Annotated in this window: 19 protein-coding genes; 7 read left to right on the top strand and 12 right to left on the bottom strand. The window is 66.3% G+C overall.

Features of this window, described 5'->3' with window-relative positions; all coding sequences use genetic code 11:
- Positions 1-149 precede the first annotated feature (149 nt).
- Positions 150-1451: a 3-phosphoshikimate 1-carboxyvinyltransferase gene (gene aroA / locus RBH22_RS03980; RefSeq protein WP_306676590.1), complete on the top strand. Its 1302-nt coding sequence runs from the start codon at positions 150-152 to the stop codon at positions 1449-1451.
- 21 nt (positions 1452-1472) lie between these two features.
- Here aroA and RBH22_RS03975 read toward each other — a convergent pair whose 3' ends face one another.
- Positions 1473-1934 carry a pyridoxamine 5'-phosphate oxidase family protein gene (locus RBH22_RS03975; protein WP_256544944.1) on the bottom strand — a complete coding sequence of 154 codons (462 nt, stop codon included), beginning with the start codon at positions 1932-1934 and terminating at the stop codon, positions 1473-1475.
- A 119-nt stretch (positions 1935-2053) separates the two neighbouring features.
- Here RBH22_RS03975 and aroC point away from each other — a divergent pair, with 119 nt between their 5' ends.
- The 6 genes from aroC (at position 2054) to RBH22_RS03945 (ending at position 10280) form a co-directional block, all read left to right on the top strand.
- Complete coding sequence (gene aroC / locus RBH22_RS03970) at positions 2054-3205, top strand: chorismate synthase (protein WP_256544943.1); 1152 nt, start codon at positions 2054-2056, stop codon at positions 3203-3205.
- A 210-nt stretch (positions 3206-3415) separates the two neighbouring features.
- Positions 3416-5311: a 2-oxoacid:acceptor oxidoreductase subunit alpha gene (locus RBH22_RS03965; RefSeq protein WP_306676589.1), complete on the top strand. Its 1896-nt coding sequence runs from the start codon at positions 3416-3418 to the stop codon at positions 5309-5311.
- 2 nt (positions 5312-5313) lie between these two features.
- On the top strand, positions 5314-6252 hold the full coding sequence (locus tag RBH22_RS03960; RefSeq protein ID WP_121570849.1) for a thiamine pyrophosphate-dependent enzyme: 939 nt from the start codon (positions 5314-5316) through the stop codon (positions 6250-6252).
- Between the two features lie 117 nt (positions 6253-6369).
- Positions 6370-6798: an HTH-type transcriptional regulator LrpA1 gene (gene lrpA1 / locus RBH22_RS03955; protein WP_256290605.1), complete on the top strand. Its 429-nt coding sequence runs from the start codon at positions 6370-6372 to the stop codon at positions 6796-6798.
- Positions 6799-7031: 233 nt separating this feature from the next.
- Complete coding sequence (locus RBH22_RS03950; RefSeq protein ID WP_306676588.1) at positions 7032-8444, top strand: DNA polymerase IV; 1413 nt, start codon at positions 7032-7034, stop codon at positions 8442-8444.
- An 84-nt stretch (positions 8445-8528) separates the two neighbouring features.
- Positions 8529-10280, top strand: a complete 1752-nt coding sequence (locus tag RBH22_RS03945) for a DUF87 domain-containing protein (protein WP_256544940.1) — start codon at positions 8529-8531, stop codon at positions 10278-10280.
- Between the two features lie 100 nt (positions 10281-10380).
- Here RBH22_RS03945 and RBH22_RS03940 read toward each other — a convergent pair whose 3' ends face one another.
- The 11 genes from RBH22_RS03940 to RBH22_RS03890 all read right to left on the bottom strand — a co-directional run bounded on the left by RBH22_RS03940 (position 10381) and on the right by RBH22_RS03890 (position 20331).
- Positions 10381-11136: a DICT sensory domain-containing protein gene (locus RBH22_RS03940; RefSeq protein WP_256544939.1), complete on the bottom strand. Its 756-nt coding sequence runs from the start codon at positions 11134-11136 to the stop codon at positions 10381-10383.
- A gap of 31 nt (positions 11137-11167) precedes the next feature.
- On the bottom strand, positions 11168-11812 hold the full coding sequence (gene tpiA / locus RBH22_RS03935) for a triose-phosphate isomerase (RefSeq protein WP_306676587.1): 645 nt from the start codon (positions 11810-11812) through the stop codon (positions 11168-11170).
- Between the two features lie 124 nt (positions 11813-11936).
- Entirely contained in the window at positions 11937-12461 is a 525-nt protein-coding gene (locus RBH22_RS03930) for a multiprotein bridging factor aMBF1 (RefSeq protein WP_306676586.1), read from the bottom strand.
- Positions 12462-12601: 140 nt separating this feature from the next.
- Complete coding sequence (locus tag RBH22_RS03925) at positions 12602-13702, bottom strand: trypsin-like peptidase domain-containing protein (protein ID WP_306676584.1); 1101 nt, start codon at positions 13700-13702, stop codon at positions 12602-12604.
- Positions 13703-13779: 77 nt separating this feature from the next.
- Entirely contained in the window at positions 13780-14400 is a 621-nt protein-coding gene (locus tag RBH22_RS03920; RefSeq protein WP_121570841.1) for a CDP-alcohol phosphatidyltransferase family protein, read from the bottom strand.
- The gene (locus tag RBH22_RS03915) at positions 14397-14939 is read right to left on the bottom strand and encodes an adenylate kinase family protein (RefSeq protein ID WP_306676583.1); all 543 of its coding nucleotides are present in this window, start codon (positions 14937-14939) and stop codon (positions 14397-14399) included. The genes RBH22_RS03920 and RBH22_RS03915 overlap by 4 nt, the downstream gene beginning before the upstream one ends.
- Entirely contained in the window at positions 14936-16033 is a 1098-nt protein-coding gene (gene hisC, locus RBH22_RS03910) for a histidinol-phosphate transaminase (protein ID WP_256544936.1), read from the bottom strand. The genes RBH22_RS03915 and hisC overlap by 4 nt, the downstream gene beginning before the upstream one ends.
- 300 nt (positions 16034-16333) lie before the next feature.
- Positions 16334-17920, bottom strand: coding sequence for a GMC family oxidoreductase (locus RBH22_RS03905; protein WP_306676736.1), 1587 nt, complete (start codon positions 17918-17920; stop codon positions 16334-16336).
- Positions 17921-17967: 47 nt separating this feature from the next.
- Positions 17968-18567 (bottom strand): gluconate 2-dehydrogenase subunit 3 family protein, encoded by a 600-nt coding sequence (locus RBH22_RS03900; RefSeq protein WP_256544934.1) that lies wholly within the window; start codon positions 18565-18567, stop codon positions 17968-17970.
- Between the two features lie 123 nt (positions 18568-18690).
- Positions 18691-19422 carry a fumarylacetoacetate hydrolase family protein gene (locus RBH22_RS03895; protein ID WP_306676581.1) on the bottom strand — a complete coding sequence of 244 codons (732 nt, stop codon included), beginning with the start codon at positions 19420-19422 and terminating at the stop codon, positions 18691-18693.
- Positions 19423-19653: 231 nt separating this feature from the next.
- Positions 19654-20331 carry a TIGR00266 family protein gene (locus RBH22_RS03890; protein ID WP_306676580.1) on the bottom strand — a complete coding sequence of 226 codons (678 nt, stop codon included), beginning with the start codon at positions 20329-20331 and terminating at the stop codon, positions 19654-19656.
- Positions 20332-20406: the final 75 nt, after the last annotated feature.

The following is a 20406-nucleotide window of genomic DNA, read 5'->3' as shown; positions in this document are numbered from 1 at the left end:
GCACCTCCACTCCCGCACCGACGTGCCGGGCAACCGCTGACCGGTGCGGGGTCGTCGTTACGTCACGGGAGCGCTGGCCGCGTCTTCCGGTATAAATCCCCGCCCACTCGACAGTAAGTATCATACCCACGCCAGCGAGAACGACCCGTATGGACGTCACTATCTCGCAGTCGCGCGTCGAGGGACGCGTGCGGGCGCCGCCCTCGAAGAGTTACACGCACCGGGCAATTCTCGCAGCGGGCTACGGCGACGACGCGGTCGTCACAGACCCACTCGTGAGCGCCGACACCCGCGCGACGATGCGGGCGGTCGAAGCGTTCGGCGGCACGGTCGACCGCGCAGACGACGACGCCGAACTCGCCGTCTCGGGGTTCGACGGTCGTCCCGAGGTCCCCGACGACGTGATCGACTGTGCGAACTCGGGGACGACGACGCGACTCGTCACGGCCTGTGGCGCGCTCGCCGCCGGGCTCTGCGTCTTCACCGGCGACGAGTCCCTCCGCTCGCGCCCGCAGGGACCGCTGCTCGACGCGGTCCAACAGCTCGGCGGGCGCGCGGAATCGACCCGCGGCAACGGCCAAGCGCCGCTCGTCGTCGGCGGCAACACGCCCGGGGGGAGTGTCTCGATCCCCGGCGACGTCTCCTCACAGTACATCACGGCGCTCCTGATGGCCGGCGCCGTCACCGACGAGGGCATCGATGTGGAACTGGAAACGGAGCTAAAGTCCGCGCCGTACGTCGACATCACGCTCGAAGTGCTCGCGGATTTCGGCGTCGAGGCCGAGCGGACCGAGGACGGATTCTCGGTGCCGGGCGGGCAGTCCTACGACCCTGCGGGCGGTGAGTACGCCGTCCCCGGCGACTTCTCGTCGATGTCGTACCTCCTCGCGGCCGGTGCCGTCGCCGCCGCCGACGGTGAAACGGTCGTCGTCGAGGGCGCACGCCCGAGCGCACAGGGCGACAGCGCCATCGTCGACGTCCTCGACGCGATGGGAGCAGACATCGAGTGGGACCGCGAGGCGGGCGAAATCTCGATCTCGCGCGCGTCGCTGTCGGGGACCGCCGTGGACGTCGGCGACACGCCGGACCTCCTGCCGACGATCGCCGCGCTCGGTGCGATCGCCGACGGCGACACCGTCATCGAGAACTGCGAGCACGTCCGCTACAAAGAGACCGATCGCGTGAGCGCGATGGCCGAAGAGCTCGGCAAGATGGGCGCGTCGGTGACAGAAGAGCAGGACCGACTGACGATCCACGGCGGCGAGAGTGACCTCGTCGGCGCGCGCGTCGACGGTCGCGGCGACCACCGGATCGTGATGTCGCTGGCCGTCGCGGGCCTCGTCGCCGACGGCGACACCGTCATCGAGGGCGGTGAGCACGTCGACGTGTCGTTCCCGAACTTCTTCGACGCGATGGCGTCGCTCGGCGTCGCCGTCGAGCGGGCCGAGTAGCCCGGCGAGATTCCGCTCGGATCAGGCCTCTGGCGTGTGGCGTCCGGTGATCGACTCGATTTCGAGTTCGACGATGACGATCTCCATCTCGTCGATGTCCTCGTCGAACACGCGGATCGGCGAGAACTGCTCGTTTATCTCGGCGGTGTCGAACCGCTCGTGCTCGGACTCTGGGAGTTCGGTGAGGTGGCCGGTCACGAGGATGCTCCAGGTCTCGATACCCCGCGGATCGTCAGTATCCTCCGTCCCGTAGAGGACGTAGCACGCGGTGTCTGTCGTCTCGAGGAGTTCCTGTTTCCGGCTCCCGTCTGTGACTCCGAGACGAAAGTAGAGCCCGTCGCCGTCGTAGTAGTGCGCCAGCGGGATGGCGTAGCTGTCGTCGCCGTCAGCGAGCGAGAGGACGCCCGTCCCTGTCGTCTCCAGTCGCTCTTCGACCGCCGCGTCGTCCATTCCGAGGGTGTATGCGTATTCGATGTGATCCATACGGTGCTCCGAAAAATTCGGTGTGTCACGCTTCGTCGCCTGGAAGTATATTCGTTCCCCCGCCCGGCGATTGCGCCTTTCTGCAACGTATATATGGCCGGAACCACGACGGCGAGGTAATGAACGGGAACCGATTCGGCCGGCTCTTCCAGGTCACCACCTACGGCGAGAGCCACGGCGATGCGATGGGCGTGACTGTCTCGGGCTGTCCGGCAGGGCTCGAACTCGACGAAGACGACGTGCAGGCCGAACTCGACCGGCGCAAGCCGGGACAGTCGATGATCACGACCTCCCGGGGCGAGCCCGACGCGGTCGTGATCAACTCCGGCGTCCAGGACGGCTACACGACGGGGACGCCGATCGGGATGGTCATCGAGAACAAGGACGCCCGCTCGGGCAAGTACGAGCCCTACGTCACGGCTCCGCGCCCGAGCCACGGCGACTTCACCTACTCGGCGAAGTTCGGCACGCGCAACTGGGGCGGCGGCGGCCGCTCGTCGGCGCGCGAGACGGTGAACTGGGTCGCGGCCGGCGCGGTCGCGAAGAAACTCCTCGAAACGCAGGACGTACAGGTCAAAGCGCACGTGAACCAGATCGGCGACATCGAGGCGCCGGAAGTGTCGTTCGAGGAGATGCTCGAACACACAGAGGAGAACGAGGTTCGCTGTGCGGACCCCGAGACCGCCGAAGAGATGCGCGACCTGATCGACGAGTACCAGACAGAGGGCGACTCGATCGGGGGGTCGATCTACTTCGAGGCGCGCGGCGTCCCGCGCGGCCTGGGCGCGCCGCGATTCGACTCGTTCCCCTCTCGGCTCGGCCAGGCGATGATGTCGATTCCGGCGACGACGGCGTTCGAGTTCGGTCTCGGGACGGAAGCCCGCGAGTGGACCGGCAAAGACCGTAACGAGGACTGGGAGTTCGACGAGAACGGCGACCCGGTGCCCGAAGGAAACAAACACGGCGGCCTCCAGGGCGGCATCACGACCGGCCAGCCGATCTACGGCGAGGTCACCTGGCACGCCCCGACCTCGATCCCGAAAGAGCAGAAGACCGTCGACTGGGAGACCGGAGAGGAGAAAGACATCCAGGTCGTCGGCCGTCACGACCCCGTCCTGCCGCCGCGTGCCGTCCCGGTCGTCGAGGCGATGCTGAATCTCACGATACTCGACTTTATGCTGCTCAGCGGCCGGATGAACCCCGATCGGCTCGACGACCAGCCGGGCGAATACGACACCGAGTATCACCCCTCAAGCCCCGACAACGAGTGACGGTCTAGCGGGCGAGCGACGAGAATAACAAATAATTGCTGGGTCTTTTTGCTAAACGGTTGTGAACGTCCAGTTATTTTGCCGACTAGCGTGCTAAACGTTCACATATTAGGTCCATCATCATCTTTCCTTGGTAACTTATAGCAAAGGCTTTAATCGATTCCTTCCGAAAGTTTTCGGTAGTGGCCCACACGGGCCGTGAGCTCAGATATGACTGACGACGAACTCATCTGGCGAATCGCGGGTGGTTCCGGCGACGGGATCGCCTCGACGAGCCAGAATTTCGCGAAGGCCCTGATGCGAGCGGGCCTGCACGTATTCACGCATCGTCACTACCCGTCGCGCATCCGTGGTGGCCACACCTATACGGAAGTCCGCGTCTCCGCGGACAACGTGAAATCGCGCGGTGACGGGTACAACTTCCTCCTGGCGCTGGGCGACTCCTTCGCTCGGAACCCCCAGGAGAACGCATACTACGGCAACGAGGAGGTCAAGCCGCTCTCGGAGAACCTCGACGAACTCAACGAAGGCGGCGTCATCGTCTACGACTCCGGACTGCTCGACACCGACGACATCCCGAACTTCGACGAGCGCGTCGAGGAGAACGGCTGGCACGTCTACGACATCGACCTCCGCACGATCGCCCGCGAGCACGGCCGCGAAGTGATGCGGAACACCGCGGGCGTCGCCGTCACCTGCGCCATCGCCGGCATCGAACCCGAAGTCATCAAGAGTCTGATGGACGACACGATGCCCGAGAAGATCTTCGAGCCGAATATGGCCGTCTTCGACGACGCCTACGAGACTGTGCTCGAAGAGTACGACGCCGACGCACCCGACGTGTCGGTTCCGGAGGGCGAACACGACGAAGAGCAGGTCCTCATCTCCGGCTCGGACGCCATCGCCTACGGCGCACTCGACGAGGGATGTCGCTTCATCGCTGGTTACCCGATGACGCCGTGGACCGAGGTCTTCACCATTATGTCGCAGAACCTCCCCGAGGTCGGCGGCATCTCCGAGCAGGTCGAAGACGAAATCGCGGCGGCGGCGCTGGCACTCGGTGCCTCACACGCCGGCGTGAAGGCGATGTCCGGATCTTCGGGCGGCGGCTTCGCGCTGATGTCCGAACCGCTCGGCCTCGCCGAGATGACCGAGACGCCGGTCGTCCTCGTCGAAGCGATGCGCGCCGGCCCCTCGACCGGGATGCCGACGAAGCCCGAACAGGCCGACCTCGAACACGTCCTCTACACCTCGCAGGGCGACTCCCACCGCGTCGTCTTCGCGCCGTCTGACGCCGTGGAGGCGTACAAACAGACGCGCCGCGCGTTCCAGATCGCGTACGAGTACCAGATCCCGTCGATCGTCCTCTACGACCAGAAGAACGGCGGCGAGCTTCAGAACGTGCCTGCGAGCGTCTTCGACGAGGAGCCGAACGCGGACCTCGGCTCTGTCATCACCGAGGAGGAACTGGTCGACGCACCGCACGACCCCTCCGGGAAGTACAACCGCTTCCAGCACGACGTCGAGGACGGCGTCAGCCCCCGGTCCATTCCGGGCCAGAAGGGCGGCCGCTACCTCGCGACCGGGAACGAGCATATGCCCGCCGGGCACATCGCAGAGGACCCCGACAACCGCGTCAATCAGGTCGACCGACGGATGGAGAAGATGGAAGCCATCCGCGCCGACCTCGACGCCGACAAGGAGACGAACACCCACTACGGGCCCGAAGAAGCCGAATACGGCATTATGACGTTCGGCTCCCAGCAGGGTACCGTCGAGGAGGCCGTCGACCGACTGAACGACGATGGCCACTCGGTGAAGATGCTCGGCGTCTCCGAGATGGCGCCGTACCCGGTCGAAGAAGTCACCGAGTTCGTCGAGAGCGTCGACGAGGTGCTCGTCGTCGAGATGAACGCCTCCGCGCAGTTCCGCGGCCTGACCCAGAAGGAACTCGGTCGCTACGGCGAGAAGCTCTCGAGTCTCCTGAAGTACAACGGCAACCCCTTCGAGCCCGCCGAGATCGTCGACGGGTTCGTCACCAGCATCGTCGAGGACGGGACGCTGCCCGGCCACGAGACCAAGTTCGTCCCCGCAGCGAGTGATTAACTATGAGCGCATTCAGTGCAATCGGCGAACACGCCGAACACGACCGTAACGAGTACACGCCCGGCCTCGAACCGCAGCCTACCTGGTGTCCCGGCTGTGGCGACTTCGGGGTCCTGAAGGCCCTGAAGGGCGCGGCGGCCGAACTGGGCCTCTCCCCCGAGGAGATGCTCGTCTCCACCGGCATCGGCTGCTCGGGCAAACTGAACAGTTACTTCGACAGCTACGGCTTCCACACGATCCACGGCCGATCGCTCCCGATCGCGCGCGCGGCCAAACTCGCCAACCCCGGCCTGACGGTCGTCGCGGCCGGCGGCGACGGCGACGGCTACGGTATCGGTGGCAACCACTTCATGCACACAGCTCGTGAGAACCACGACATCACCTACATCGTGTTCAACAACGAGATCTTCGGGCTGACGAAGGGCCAGACGTCGCCGACGTCGCCGAAGGGCCACAAGTCGAAGACCCAACCGCACGGGTCCGCGAAGGACCCGATCCGGCCGCTGTCGATGTCGCTGAACGCCGGCGCATCGTACGTCGCCCGGACGGCCGCAGTCAACCCCAACCAGGCGAAAGACATCATCGTCGAGGCGATCGAACACGACGGGTTCTCCCACGTCGACTTCCTCACCCAGTGTCCGACCTGGAACAAGGACGCAAAGCAGTACGTCCCCTACATCGACGTCAACGAGTCCGACGACTACGAGTTCGACAACACCGACCGCTCGGAAGCGTCCGAGATGATGTTCGAGACGGAAAATGTGCTCCACGAGGGCACCGTCCTCACGGGCCGGTACTACGTCGACGAGGACCGCCCGTCCTACCAGCAGGAGAAACAGCGTATCGGTGAGATCCCCGAAGAACCGCTCGCAGAGCGATACTTCGACGACGACTACGAGTGGGAACGCGTCTACGACACGTTCCTCGACAAGCACAAGTAACAGCGCTGAACCGGCGGTATCGACGGCTCACGCGCCCCGTTTCGGGGTTGTTTCGGCGTTGGGAGTTCGGTTTTTCTATTCGGAAGGTATTTTTTCCGGCAACCGAAACATACCGGTATGGAGACTACCTCGACGGAGGGCCGGATCCTCGACGTTCTCGAGGACGACGCCCAAGCGTCGTACGCTGAGATCGCAGAGCGGGCGGACGTCTCGAAGCCGACGGTTCGAAAGTACATCCGGAAGATGGAAGAGGAAGGTATCATCGTCGGCTACTCGGCCGACGTCGACCCGAAGAAACTCTCGGAGACGTCTATCGCTCTCGTGGGACTCGACGTCGCCTCCGAGCGGTACGTCGAAGCGACGCGTGAACTCAAGGAACTGGACGCCGTCGAGTCGCTGTACACCTCCTCGGGCGATCATATGCTGATGGCCGAAGTTCGTGCGCCCGACGGCGACGCGCTCGGCGAAGTCATCTCCGAGCGGGTGCTCTCGATCGAGGGGATCACGGCGGCACACCCCTCGTTCTTACAGGAACGGCTGAAGTAACTCGATTGACCGCCCGCTGCAGCGACGCACGTCGAGGATCTCGGACGTCGCGACCGCGCCGCTCCTCTATTCGCTCTACTTTCACTCCGCTTTGAGAACGCTATAGTGCGCTCGCCGTCTACGTCCCGACGTTCGTTTCACGACGGGCGAAAGACCGTGATGGCTTCCGACCGCTCCCGCTGTCGACGGACCGAGCGCACTCTGCATAGCGTGCGGGTCGTCCGGGGGCGCCGATGAGCGGCGAAACCCTGCCGGGCGTCACAGAGCGCGATCCATCGCGGATCGTTCTCCACGTGGATATGGACTGCTTTTATGCCTCCTGTGAACGCCTTCGCGAACCCCTGTTGCGCGGCGAGCCCGTCGTCGTCGGGATGGGCTACGAGCGCGGCGAGACGTTCGGGGCGGTCGCCACCGCGAGCTACGAGGCCCGCGAATACGGCGTCGAGAGCGCCCAACCGATCTCACAGGCGCTCGATCGACTCCCGCGCGCCGAGAGCCAGGAGAGAGACAGCGACGATGCCGGCGAGGTGGCCACTGCCGGCGAGGCGGCCCCCACTGGCGAGGCAGCCCCCACCGGCGAGACAGCCGTCACCGACTCCGATGACGAAGCAGTCGGCTACTACCGGCCGGTCGATTTGGAGTTCTACCGCTCGGTTGCAGCGTCGGTCAAAGAGATCCTTCACGAGTGCGCAGACGTCGTCCGGGAGGTCAGCATCGACGAGGCGTACCTCGACGTGACCGACCGAACCGCCTGGCAACGCGCCCCGGACGGCGACCGGACGCTCGCGGAGGGCTACGCGCGGCACGTGAAACAGCGGATCGCCCGCGAGGTCGGCGTTCCCGCGAGCGTCGGCGTCGCACCGAATATGTCCGCCGCGAAGATCGCCTCCGATCACGACAAACCGAACGGTCTCGTCGTCGTCGAACCGGGGACCGTCCGCGACTTCCTGGCCCCGCTCTCAGTCGACGCCGTCCACGGCGTCGGCCCCGTGACGGCGGACCGGCTCGCGTCGATGGGCGTCGAGACCGCGGGCGACCTCGCCGAGGCCGATCCGACCGCGCTTCGGGACGCGTTCGGCTCGCGCGGGCCGGAACTCCACGACCGCGCCCGCGGCATCGACGACCGTGAGGTCACGCCGACCGGCCGACCCAAGAGCCTCTCTCGGGAGTCGGCGTTCTCGGAGGCGACCGACGACGACGAACGAAAGCGCGAGACGGTGACGGCGCTCGCGGCCGACGTCGCTGCACGCGCTCGCAACCGCGGCGCGACGTACCGTACGATCGGGATCAAAGTGGTCGTGCCGCCGTACGACGTCAACACCCGCGAGCGGTCGCTTCCCGGTCCGGTCGACGACCCCGCGCTCGTCGAGGAGGTCGCCTTAGAGTTGCTCGCGGAGTTCGAAGACGACGACGCCCGCAAGGTCGGCGTCCGCGTCTCGAATCTCTCCTTCGCGGACGGCGAACAGTCCCAACTCGACGGGTGGGAGGGGGCCGGGTCAGCGGCCGCCGACGTCGACGGCAGCGTCGGCGGTGACACCGACAGCGAGGTCGGTGCCGAGACCCGCCCCGACGGACGCGGCGTCTCCGAGGAACCAGGGTACGGCGACGGCCAATCGTCGCTGGACCAGTTCGATCCCGGCGAGTAGTCGGGGAGGCGCGCATCGCCGAGCGGCCAGCGTCGTCGCCGCACGGGGAAGGAACTATGCCCCGCGAGGGCGAGCACCCGATAGATGACCGAGGATACGGAGACGATCGCCGTCGCGAACGTCAGCGCGGGTCCGGGTGGCGACGGGGACCACGAACCGGGGACGTCCGTCGAGCTACCAGTCGTCGACATCCTCACCGGACGAGGGTTCATCACGGGCAAATCCGGGTCCGGGAAGTCGAACACGGCGTCCGTGATGATCGAGAATCTGCTCTCGAACAACTTTCCAGTACTCATCGTCGACACCGACGGCGAGTACTACGGCCTCAAAGAGCAGTTCGAGCTACTGCACGCGGGCGCCGACGACGAGTGCGACATCGTCGTCAGTCCCGAGCACGCCGAAAAGCTCGCGAATCTCGCGCTCGAACAGAACGTCCCGATCATCCTCGACGTCTCCGGCTACCTCGACGAGGACGAAGCTCAAGAGTTGCTGACGGAGGTCGCGAAGAAACTCTTCGCGAAAGAGAAGAAGCTCAAGAAGCCCTTCCTGATGCTCGTCGAGGAGTGCCACGAGTACATCCCCGAGGGCGGCGGGATGACCGAGGCGGGCAAGATGCTCATCAAGATCGGCAAGCGCGGGCGGAAACACGGCCTCGGGATCGTCGGCATCTCTCAGCGCCCCGCCGACGTCAAAAAGGACTTCATCACCCAGTGCGACTGGCTCGTCTGGCATCGCCTGACCTGGAACAACGACACGAAAGTCGTCGGGCGGATCCTCGGCTCGGAGTACGCGGACGCGATCGAGGAGATGGACGACGGCGAGGCGTTCCTCGTCACCGACTGGTCGGAGTCGCTTCGGCGGGTCAAATTCCACAAGAAGCAGACGTTCGACGCGGGCGCGACGCCCGGCCTCGACGACTTCGAGCGCCCGGACCTGAAGTCCGTCGACGGCGACCTCGTCTCCGAACTGCAGGACATCTCCGACGAGAAAGCCCGCCGCGAAAGCGAGATCGCCGATCTCAAACAGGAGTTAGAGAAGAAGGAGGCGAAGATCCGACAGCTCGAGCGCGAACTCGAAGAGGCGAAAGACCTCTCGCAGATGGCCGACCAGTTCGCCCAAGCGATGTTCCAGACGGCCGAAGCGCCGTACCGCGGCGGCGACGGCCGGAACCTGGCCCGGACTGAAGACCAGCAGGCCGCGCTCGATCAGTACGACGAAGGGGAACGAGCCGGGGCGTCGAGCGACGGCGGGACCGAGGAGGCGCCCACGACTGCCACGGCAGACGCCAGTCAAGAGCAAGAGGAGGCCGTCACAGCGGCCGCCGCCGGCGCGTACCCGGGACTCGACGCCGACGTCGGCGCCGACGGCGACGTTGAGCTCCAACCGTCGACGGACGCCGACACGGCACCCGAGCGCGCTCACGAGGGGACGGCGATGCTGACCGGGCGAGCAGACGTCATCGAACGCTTGCGGAACGTCGTGTCGTCGTTGCCGCCGGCGTCCCGACGGATGCTCGCGTTCTACCGCGAGATCGACGCCTGTGATCCGGTCGACGCCCACGTCGCCGCCGGCGAGGTCGGCGACAAACAACTCGCCTACAGTCGCAACCGGCCGCTCCGTCGCGCGGGGTTCGTCGAACACGTCGGCCGCGGCCGCTACGCGTACGCCCTCCCGGACCTCGTTCGCCAGGAGTTCGCCGACCGACTCGACGACGAAGAGCTACGGGAGGTCGTCACGGCCGTCGAAGCCGCGTTCCGCCCCGGAACGTCTGAGCAAGCAGCAGGCGAGGCCACTGTAAACGGACAGGACAGAGATGTCGAAGCCGGCGACGACTGATACTGAGTTCGGGAGTCCGCATCGATTCTCGCCGAGCGGCATAGCGAAAATCGAGGAACAGTCGCGATAACCACTACGAGCGGGGAGTCCGCCCCCTTGGTCACAACTGACGGATGATGTACTCGTTGATCTCATCCACCAGCGACGGCCGGTACGTCCAGAATCCGGTCCACTCGTTTGGGCTTTCTTCGAGCGCGAGCAGCGCGACGTGTTCGTCGCCGCCCGCCGGCGGCGTGTAGACGACGAACCACGATTCCAGAAAGTCCTGTTCGTATCCCGCGTGAATCGTGATCGTCGACTGCGGCGACGGTTCCCATCCCGGCGCGCCGTAGACGTGGACATCGACTGGAGCGTCGTCCAGTCGCCGGTAGACCTGGTGCGTTCCGATCTCGTCTTCGATCCGCGAGAGAGATTGAAACGACGCGCGCAGCGTCCCCGACTGCTGCTCCCACGCGGTCTGTTCGATGTATCGGGAAACCAGGATCAAGAGCAGCTTTTCGGAGTGCGATTCGGGGTAGCCGCGAAGGAAGAAGGGGATCTCGTCTAGCTCCTGCAGGACGGCTGGAAGTTCGACGTCCTCTAACTGCCGTGCGCCGGTGACGAAGAGATCGGAGTTGACCAACAGGATCGCGTCCTGGAGGTCTCGGAGCGACGACCTGGCGACGACAGTCCCGTCTTCGACGATCACGACCACGTCCTCACCTTCGTCGTCGAGATCGACCTCGTCGACGTCGATCGGCTGGTCCGCGAACGTCTTCTCCAGCATTCGTTGAACTGGCTCCGGCGCGTCTCGATCGAGCACGACGAGGGACCGCTCCGGCGACTCGATCGCGTCGAGGAACTGTCTCAGTGACATCAGAATTACCGAATGAGGGTCTGTGCGGGTCTTAAAGCGGTTCGACGAGGGATTCGAGCGCCGCGCGCGGGTCGTCCGCCTTCGCAACGCCCGAAGCGAGGAGGATTCCGGACGCACCCAGGTCGCCCGCGGTCGCGACGTCCTCGCCGGAGGAGATGCCCGCGCCGCAGTAGACGTCGACCGCCTCGTCGACGTTCCCGGCGGCGGCGACAGCGTCCTCGACAATTTCGGGATCGGCCGTCGCCACCGAGACGTCGCCGCCGATCAGTTCCGGCGGTTCGACGGCGACGCTGTCGGGGGCGAGCGCGGCCGCGGCACCGATCTGCGCGGGGTTGTTCGCACAGACGCACGTTTCCAGGCCAGCGCGCTCGGCCGCGCGGACGGCGGCGTCGATGTCCGCGAGTTTCAGCCGCTTTTCGGAGTGGTTGATGAGCGTGCCGACCGCGCCGGCGTCGGCGACGGACTCTGCCAGTGTGCTACCGGTGTGGCTCCCGTAACCGTTCGGATCGACGTGCTGGGCCCACGTCTCGACGCCGGTGTCTGCGACGCGGGCGATGTCGGCCGCCTGCGGGGAGACGGCGATTTGGACGCCGGAGGCCTCCGAAACGTCGCGCGCGGCGGTCGCGACCTCGATGGGGTCGCAGGGATAGGCTTTGAGATTGACTAAGATGAACACGTTCCCTCCTGGGTCCCACGACACAAAATAGGTTGCTCCTCACGTGCTGGCTCTGGGTCGGAGAGAGCGCGTCGCTCCCGCTCCCTGAAACGCACTGAAAGCGCAACACCGAGACAGAGCCGCGTCAGTCCTTGCGCTTGACGACGTCGCCGAGCGTCGTGGTCGTCGACGAACCGCCAGACCACTCACTGTCCTCGCCGTCGCCGCCTTCGACGAGCGAGATTTCGAGTTTGCGTTCGAGTTTCTTCTGTACCTCGTCGGAGGGGAGAATATCGCCGCGTTCGAGCTTGCGGATGAGACTCGCCTTCTCGTTGAGCGATTGTGCGAGGTCCTCCTGGCTCAGTCCGCGGTCTTCGCGCGCCTCGCGGATCCGGCGGTCGTAGTCCGAAGCGATCTCGTCCATATCGTCGAACATATCGCGTCGGCGTCGGCTGGAGCCGCCGGACGACCCGCCGCCGGCAGACGAGGACGTGCTCGACGCGCTGGAGGAACTCGACGTCGAGTACTTCGTCGACTGAGAGGAACTCGACTCAGTGCGGACCTCGGTGCCGAACTCCTTGCAGTCGTCGCACAGTTCGAGTTCGGCCCCTTCGACCTTGACCGTCGTCAGGGACGGCCGTTCCTTGCCGCACATCTCGCACTGGGGCATATACTCCGTCGTAGTCGAGGGGGCGATATAAAGGACACGCCGGCCGTGCGCCCGCGGCGCCAGACAGCGCCACGAACGCGGACGGCGACACGGAACAGATACGGGCGCAATACAGCACGAACGCGGGCGACGACAGCGACTCAGGCGGGTCGCGCCCCGAGTTCGACCTCGACTGTCAGTTCGGTCCCGTCGCGGAGCAGTGTCAGTTCGACCGTGTCGCCGGGGCGCGTCTGGAGCGCGAGGTAGCTCCCGAGGTCCTCTGTCGTCTGCATCCGCTCGCCGTCGATCGCTAGGAGCACGTCGCCGCCGACTCGCACGCGCCGCCCGTCAACGACGCGGATTTCGGTGCCGCCGCGAACGACGCCCGCGGCGGGGCCGTCCTCGTCGACCGCGGTCACGAGGACCCCGCGGGGCGTCGCCATCCCGTTGGCGCGAGCCAGATCGGGCGTCAGGCCGAGCAGCGTGACGCCGATGTAGGGGTGCTCGAAGCGGCCGTCCTCGACGAGCGCCGGCACGACCCGACGAGCGAGGGCTGCCGAGATACCGAACGCGATGTTCTCGCCGCCCCCGGAGCTGATCACGGCGACCACCCGACCGTCGAGCGACACGAGCGGGCCGCCGCTGTTCCCCGGGTTGACGGCCGCGTCAGTCTGGATGGCATCCGGGATGCGCGACCCCGTCGGGGCCGGGATCCACCTATCAGTGCCGCTGACGATCCCGGCCGTGACGGAGCCGTCCAGATCGAACGGGTTCCCGATCGCGACGACCTCCTGGCCGACGACGGCAGGTTCCTCGGCGAACGAGAGCGCCTCGGCGTCCGGCGCCGACCCTGGGAGCGCGATCACCGCCAGGTCGCTGTGGGGATCCGTGCCGACGATCTCTCCCCGGCTCCACCGGCCGCCGCTGAATCTGATCTCTGCCGTCGCGGCATCGTCGACGACGTGCGCGTTGGTGACGACGTACGAGGAGCGGGCGACGAACCCGCTTCCCTGCCCGGTGTCGGTGCGCACGAGCACGACCGAGTCGCTGACCTGGCGATACACGCGAGTGTAGGGGCTCGTCGCTGTCTCGGTCGGCGTTTCGGTCGCCGTCTCAGTCCCCGGCGTCTCCGACGACGTCGCGCTGGCGGGCGTGTCGGTCCCCGTACGCGGTGCCGCCGTGTTACAGCCCGCGAGCGCGGCGAGTATCGCGGTCCCGCCGAGTTCGAGCAGGCGCCTGCGTGTCGTGGTCGGATCGGCCATCCTTGTTAGCGGTTCGGGGGACGGGCTTTTGTGTACTCCGGACTCGCCGGCAGACGTGCCGTTCGAGGCCCGACGCGCTAAGAGAGGTCGGACCACGCGCCCCAGAAGCGCTGGAGCGCCGTGAGGTGTCCCACGACGGCGAAGAACACCAACAGCCAGCCGACGACGCTCAGGCCGACGACGCGGACCGGCACGGCAGCCAGCGCGAGCGAGACGGCAGCGACGACTGCAGCCACGCCGATGAGTGCGAGGCGGTCCGCGCGCCCCACGAGGCCGCCGTACTCGCGGCCGAGTCCCACGGCCTGGATCTGCGTGCCCAGATACGAGGTCATCAGGACGCCCGTGACCGCCGCGAGACCGAGGGCGTAGCCGTCGATGCCGGCGGCGAGGCCGACGAGCATCGCGATGTCGGCGTAGCGGTCGAGGACGTGATCGAGCAGGTCGCCGCCCTCGCTGGAGACGCCCTGCGCCCGTGCGAGCGCGCCGTCGACCAAGTCGAGCCAGCCGTTGGCGAAGACGAACAGCGCGCCGAGGGCGTACCAAAGCGGCGTCGCGAGGTAGAAGGCGCCGCCGGCCGCGACCGCGAACCCGAAGGCGACGACGCTTACGCCGTCGGGACTCAGCCCGAGTCGGTCGGCGGCGGCGACGAACGGCGCGAGCAGTCGGTCTGCGAGGTCCCGGTACTGATCGAGAGTCACAGGTAGTCGATGAAGTCGACGATTCCCACTCGGGGCTCTACTTCGCCCTCCATCGCGGCGACGACGTCGTCGGCGACCGCGTCGGGCGTTCGATCGGTCGTATCGATCTCCCAGACGTCCTCCTCACCGTGGCGTTCGACCGCCTCGGCGAGAATCACGTCGAGTGCCTCGCTCTCGGCGTTCTCAGCCACGGAAGCTTCGGACTCGCCGCGCTCGCGGAGCCGGGGCTTCAGCACGTCGGGACGACAGCGCAACACGATCACCTGGTCGGCGTCCAAGAGGTGCGACAGGTGTGACTCGACGAGCGTATCCGCGTCGCTCTCGTCGGCAACGCGGTCCTCGTGCTCGTCGAGCCACGCTTCGACGGCGTCGAGATCGGCGACCAGCGAGTCGCGCTCGACGTCGCGCTCCTCGAAGAGGTCTGCCTCGCGTATCGCGTCGTTGAGGTGGACGACATCGACGCCGGTCCGTTCGGCGACCAGTTCGGAGACGGTCGTCTTTCCCGTTCCGGGGGTTCCGGTGAGCGCGACGCGCGTCACGGCTCGGTCGCCTCCGGCCGGACGTCGGCGACGACTTCGTTGAGGACCGCCACGGCGCGCTCGGTCTCCTCACGGGTGCCGCAGGAGATCCGGACGCACTCTGGCAGGCCGAAACTGGAGGTATCGCGGACGATGACGCCGCGCTCCTGGGTCGCCTCGGCGACCGCGGTCGCGTCACCGACCTCACAGAGGACGAAGTTGCCGCCAGAGGGCCACGTCGGCACGTCGAGGTGCTCGTGGTAGTACTCGCGGGCCCACTGGGCGGTCTCGACCGAGCGTTCGAGGTGCTCGTCGTCGTCGAGCGCGGCGAGCGCGGCGCGACAGGCGATCTCGTTGGCAGCGAAAGGCGTATTCACGCGGGCGTAGGCGTCGGCCCAGGCCTCCGGGACGGCGGCGTAACCGATCCGCACACCGGCGAGGCCGTAGGCCTTCGAGAACGTCCGCAGGACGGCCATGTTCTCGTACTCGTCGAGGAGGTCGATCGAAGAGGGCTCGTCGGCGTACTCGGCGTACGCCTCGTCGACGACGAGGAGCGTGTGGTCCGCGACGCCCTCGGCGAGCGCGCGGATCTCCTCGCGCGGCAGGACCGAGCCAGTCGGATTGTGCGGCGTCGTGACGAAGACGATCCGCTCGCCGTCGTACGCCGAGAGGACACCGTCGGCCGTCTGCTCGAAGTCGTCGGCCTTCGAGATGCGGTACGACGACGCCTCGCCGTGGTGGTACCGCGCCGACATCGGATAGTACGAAAAGCCCGGTTCGGGGACGAGAATCTCGTCGCCAGGCTCCAGAAACGCCCGGGAGAGGTAGTCGATCGCGCCGTCGGCGCCGGCGCTCACCCACACCTGCGGGGAGTCGAGGCCCCACTGCTCGGCGATCCGGTCGGTGAGATCCGTGTGTGACGCCTTCGGATAGACGTTCACGTCGGGTGCGGCGGCCTCGACGGCCGCGACCGCGTCCGGACTCGGTCCGTGCGGGTTCTCGTTGGACGACAGTTTCGTCAGTTCCTCGGGGTCCATCCCGAGGTCGCGGGCCACCTCCTCGGCTCCGCGTCCGGGTACGTACGCCTCGTGCGCGGAGAGGTCCCTCGGTTGCATACTCGTACGCTGTCGCCCGCGGGTCTTTAAGGGTGCGTCTCAGTAGCGGCTGGCGCTCTCGGAACGACCCGCGGATTCCCGGTGTCAACAGAGATTTATATACGAAGACGCGGCCAGCGACCCCCGTGACGTAGCGTCTACCCCGCGTCGGGCCGCGGTCGTTCGGCACGTCGACGCGGGATTTCATAGGGATTATCGTACGTCCTCATAGAGTTCTCGCCGGACGGTACGGCGAGAATCTCCGAATAGTTACGATAATCCCTATCAGCCTCTGTGCCGACTGCTCGCCAATGGAAGCAACTAGCGGTCCGACAGCGACGCCGACAGCGCCTCGGCCGTCCGTAACGAGAGCGCGGCGATGGTCAGCGTCGGGTTCATCGCACCGCCCGTGGGGAACACTGACGACCCGACGATCCAGAGGTTCGAGAGGTCGTGCGTCCGGCAGTCGGCGTCGACGACGCTCTGTCCGGGATCCGACCCCATCCGCGTGGTTCCCATCTGGTGGTACGCGGGACCGGTGCTCTCGGGGCCGACCGTCCACTCGATCGACGCGCCGAGTTCCTCCAAGATCGCGTGCTGGATCTCGTTCGCGCGCCGGATCGCTCGCTCGGTTCGCTCACCCAGCGACCACTCGACGTGCGGGACCGGGTTCCCGTGGTCGTCGCGGCGGTCCGGATCGAGCGTGATCCGGTTCTCGGCGTCGGGCAACTGCTCGACGAGACCGCCGACCGCGACGTGGGTGCCGTACGACTCGTTGAGTTGCTCTGCGAGCTCGTCGCCCCAGGTGTCCGCACCGAGCGCCTCGATGACGGGCGAGGGGCCAGCGTAGTTGAGGAACTCCAGCTTCAGCCCTTCGACCGGCTCCGTGTCGTCGTAGAACTGGTGCGTCTCGCTGGTGTTGAAGCCGACGTGATTCTGCCGAGTCGGTTCGTCGAGACGCCCGCCAGCGCCAGCGAACAGGTGATCCATAAAGAAGCGTCCGACAGCGCCCGAGGAGTTCGCTAACCCGTCGGGATGCTGCTCGGACGCCGACAGCAGCAACAGCCGCGCGTTCTCGACGCCGCCACAGGCGAGGACGAACTGCCCCGCAGTCTGTCGGTGTTCAGTCCCATCGGGCGTCGCATACACCGCGGCCTCGATCGTCTCGCCCGCGTCGTCGTGTTCGAGGCGCTGGACCGGCACCCGGTCGATCACCCGTGCGCCGGCTGCTTCGGCTTTCGCGACGTGCGATTCCGCGGTGTACTTCGCCCCTGAGGGACAGACCGGCTTACACGTCCCGTAGCCTAGACACGGGGCACGGTCATCGTAGGGCTCGGAGTTCCGCGCGTTCGGCACCGAGTGCATATCGATCTCTAGACGCTCGCAGGCCTCTGCAAAGAGGGAATCCGAGTACGACGGGGGGAACGCCGGGAGCGGGAACGGTTCCTCGCGTGACGGCGCGTAGGGGTTGTCCATCGCGCCTGCGACGCCGAATGCGCGCTCCGCGTCGGCGTAGTAGGGCTGGAGGTCCTCGTAGTCGATCGGCCAGTCAGTGCCGACGCCGTAGCGCGTCTGCATCTCGAAGTCGCGCTCGTGGAGCCGCATCACCATCCCCTGCCAGTGTAGCGTCGACCCGCCGACGCCCTTCACGCGCGCCGCGTTCAGCGGATAGTGTCGTCCCTCGGTGCTGTAGGCGTCGCGCGGACCGCCCATCTCCCACGGGTCTTCCATCCCCGGGCGGATGTGCTGTTCCTGCTGTGCAGTGCGTTCGGAGAACTCAAAGCGCGGTCCCGCTTCGAGGACGACGACGTTCGCGCCCTCGTCTGCGAGTCGGTGCGCGACGAGCGCACCCGCTGGCCCTGAGCCGACGACACAGACGTCCGCGCTGGGCGAGGGCGTTCGGTCGATACCGTCGCCGACACCACCGTCAGATCTGCCACTGGCGCCGTCAGCGCTCATTCGTCCCCCCCACTGCGCTCGGTCGACGAGGGCGACGTCGACGCGCGCTGGTAGCTCTCGATGCCGCCGGGGTGGCCGATCGGATTCTCGATGCCGACGAGTCGGCCGCCCGCCGGCGACGAGTAGAACGCGAAGAGCAGGTCGTTGACGACGTAGAACCGGATCCGTTCGGTGATCGTCCCGTCAGCCACCGGCTCTGCCGTCTCGACACCCAGATCGCGGAGCAGTTTGTCTCGGACGTCGGCGTCGAGGTCGGCGTAGGGCTGCCCGCGCCAGTCACGTGCCACGGCGTCGAGTTGGGCCGCCGCCTCCTGAAGTCCCTCGCGGTACGCCGGTCGGTTCTCGGTCCGACCCAAGACGTACGTTTCGACGAACGTGCGGCGACCGTCGACGCCGCTCGGATAGACGACCTCGGCGGCCGCGTCCAGTAGATCGAGAAGGTCTGTCGAGAGCGTCGGCTCCGCTGCCGACCCGCTACCGGCGTCCGATGCGGCGTCTGCCCGTGGTGGATCGTACCGTCCGGCGAGAACGCCGCCACCGACAGTCGCCCCCACAGCGGCCAGCGCCGCCAGCGCATCGCGTCGAGTCAGTTCCACGAAACCGGATTAGGCGAGCCTAAACTTATGGATTTTCCTTCGTCGGCGCCGAGGAGAGTCGCTCGGACGTGTCCGCTCGTCCTCGAAATACCGGAGAATGTCGACGGAGAACGTTGGTGGCCGCTACGGGATTCGGACGTCGTGTTCGAGGACGCCGACCCCTTCGACTTCCACTTCGACGGTGTCGCCGTCCGAGAGCGGGCCGACGCCCGCGGGCGTGCCAGTCGCGATGACGTCGCCCGGTTCCAGCGTCAGATACGTCGTGATCTCCTCGATCAGTTCGGGAACGGGGAACGCGAGGTGGTCACGCGAGGACGACTGCTTCGTTTCGCCGTTGACGCGGAGTTCGATGTCGGCATCGGCGGGGACCTCGTCGGGACTCGCGAGGACCGGCCCCATCGGCGCGGCGTTATCGAACGCCTTCCCGCGGACCCAGTTCTTCTCCTTGCGCTGGTCGTCGCGATTCGAGAGATCGTTCAGGCAGGTGAAGCCCGCGACGTAGTCCATCGCGTCCGCGGCATCGACGTTCCGGGCCTGCTTGCCGATGACGACAGCGATCTCGGCCTCGTGGTCGATCTGGTCCTTCCCGGCCGGCAGCGTTACCCTATCGCCGTGGCCCGCGAGTGTGTTCGGGGGCTTCAGGAACAGGAGCGGTCGGTCCGGGATCTCGTTGTCCATCTCAGCCGCGTGGTCGGCGTAATTCCGGCCGATGCAGACGATCTTGTCCGGATCGCTCGGTGGGAGTACGTCGACCTCCTCTAGGTCGTACGTCTCGCCGCCGAAGGAGACTTCCTCACCGTGCCATTCGCCCTGTCGGATCGACCCTGCCGGGTCTCGGAATCTAACGGTGTGCACGTCGGAACCGACGGCGCGGCGGTGTTTCGTTCTTTCTATCTCGGAAACGACGAGGGGCTTCCACACCCGTATGTCGAGTTTCACGAAAGAGTTTCGGAGGCTGTCGGCAAAGCGTGGGCAGCGCTGCGAGGGCGTCGTCGCTGCCGACGCTCATAGGGGTTATCGTACGTCTCCATAGATTTCTCGCCGGACGGTACGGCGAGAATCTCCGAACAGTGACGATAATCCCTATCAGTTGCCACTCGACTGCGCCGGTAACTGCGGCGCGAGCCATGCGACGAACGCGTCCATACTCCGCGATTGGAGCCAGACTGTTCCGGTGCCGCTGAACTCACAGACCAGGCCCTCGCCGCTCGTGAGCGTCGATCGCAGGCCACCGACCCGACGGACGGTGAAGTCAAGCGACTCCTCGAAGGCGACGATGTGGCCCGTATCGATGACGAACGGCGCTTCCTCTGCGACGTCGACCGGGTGGATTGCCCCGTAACTCGACAGGAACAGCGGGCCGCTCCCACTCACCTTCAGGAGGAACAACCCTTCGCCGCCGAAGAACGTGCGTCCGCCGCCGAACTCCGTGTCGACGTCGAGGTCGGCGTCACCCGCGAGGTACGACCCGGACTGGACGTACACTGTCTCGTCACTGAGGTCGAGGTGAGTGATGTCGCCTGGCAGCGGGGGCGCGAACTGGACGTCGCCGGCGGCATTCGCCGTGAAGGTGTTCTGGAAGAAACTCTCGCCGGCGAGCGAGCGCTTGATCGAGGACAGAAAGCCGCCCGTGGCGTTCGTCTGCATCTCGATCGTCGTGTCGTGGGAGACCATCGCGCCCGCCTCCGCTCGAATCGACTCCTCGGCGTCGAGTGAAACAGTCAGGAGGGCGAACGAGGGTTGGTAGTCAATTACGTGGTCCATACTCACACGTCGACGGCCGAGAATATATACGTGATCGACGAGTGTCACTTGTGCGCATTTCTCTCTATCGACAGT

The sequence above is a fragment of the Halobellus sp. H-GB7 genome (assembly GCF_030848585.1).
GTDB classification, from domain to species: Archaea; Halobacteriota; Halobacteria; order Halobacteriales; family Haloferacaceae; genus Haloquadratum; species Haloquadratum inordinatus.
The sequence above is the reverse complement of the archived record's forward strand: the minus strand, read 5'-3'. Positions and strand labels throughout refer to the sequence as shown.